Annotated in this window: 2 protein-coding genes; one reads left to right on the forward strand and one right to left on the reverse strand. The window is 73.7% G+C overall.

From position 1 onward, the window contains the following. Positions 1-493: alpha/beta fold hydrolase (locus EF918_RS35885; protein ID WP_148141364.1), on the reverse strand; the 493-nt coding region annotated here is incomplete at its 3' end. 85 nt (positions 494-578) lie between these two features. Between EF918_RS35885 and EF918_RS35890 the strand changes: the two genes are divergently transcribed. Next, positions 579-1,100 (forward strand): MarR family transcriptional regulator, encoded by a 522-nt coding sequence (locus tag EF918_RS35890; RefSeq protein ID WP_125652996.1) that lies wholly within the window; start codon positions 579-581, stop codon positions 1,098-1,100. The last annotated feature ends 153 nt before the right edge of the window (positions 1,101-1,253 follow it).

The raw sequence follows: 1,253 nt of genomic DNA on the forward strand, positions 1-1,253 counted from the left end.
TGTCGCTCCCGTCTACGATCTCTCGCTGAGCGAGATTATCGCCCAGCGAGCAAGCAGGAACGAGGAAGAGGAAAGAGGTCCTGGCCATGGCCGCTGCCCACGCGCCGTAGGAGTGGCCCGCCAGCGTGATCGGGGTGCCGCCCGGGGACACCCCGGCCAGGACCGCGGTCAGCCACCCCACCAGGTCGGGCACGCGGCGGAGCGGGGCCTGCGGGGACGGGATGCTCAGGCCCGGGTCGCCCACCAGGTCCACGGCGTGGACCCGGTGGGTCCGGCCGAGGCCGGCCGCGACCGTCCGGCCCCATACCGTGGAGGTCGCGCCGCCGCCGGGCAGCAGGACCACCGGCGGGGCACCGACCGGGCCGGCGCTGTTGATCCGGGTCGGGCCGTAGGGCGTGGGGAGTTCGGTGACGTCGACCGGACCCGGCCAGCCCTGGAGCACGGCGTCGTAGGCGGTACGGAAGGCAGGGGGCAGCACCGTGGCAGCGGCCATGGCCAGGACCTCTTTCCTCTTCCTCGTTCCTGCTTGCTCGCTGGGCGATAATCTCGCTCAGCGAGAGATCGTAGACGGGAGCGACATGGACGACAATCGGGCACCGGCCGGCGGCGACGACCGGGAGCAGCTGGTCCACCTGCTACGTGCGGTCAGCGTGGAATTCGGGCTGCGGCAGGGCGAGTTCGCCGCGCGCCACGGCATGCACCCCACCGACGTACGGGCCCTGATCTGCCTGCTCGACGCCGACCGCGCCGGCGAGGCCGCCACCGCCGGGCTGCTGGGCGCCCGGCTCGCCCTCAACTCGGCCGGGACCACCGCCGTCATCGACCGGCTCGAACGCCTCGGCCACGTGGCCCGGGTCCGCGACGCGCGCGACCGCCGCCGGGTGCTGCTCCGGGTGACGCCGGAGGCGGTCGCCCTCGGGCAGTCCTTCTTCGGCCCGCTGATCGAGGGCCTGCTGCACCTCGCCGACACCTTCGACCCGGCCGAACGCGCCACCGTACGGCGCTACCTGAACGGCGCTCACGCCGTCTTCGGCACGGCCTTCACCGGGTCCGCCCCCGCCCCGGCCGACGACGCAGGCCCCACCGGGGCGACCGCCTGACGGCGGGCCGGACGAGGCGGTTCCGCCGGGGACCCCGTAGGGTGGGACGGGGCAAAAGGGATGTAATCGATATTTAAGGACAGTCCGTGTACCGGCACGAGTACGGGCAGCAGCCCCCGGCCGCTCCGTCGTCACCGGCGGCCCCCACCCCTC

This window comes from Streptomyces sp. WAC06614 (assembly GCF_003949795.1).
Lineage (GTDB): Bacteria > Actinomycetota > Actinomycetes > Streptomycetales > Streptomycetaceae > Streptomyces.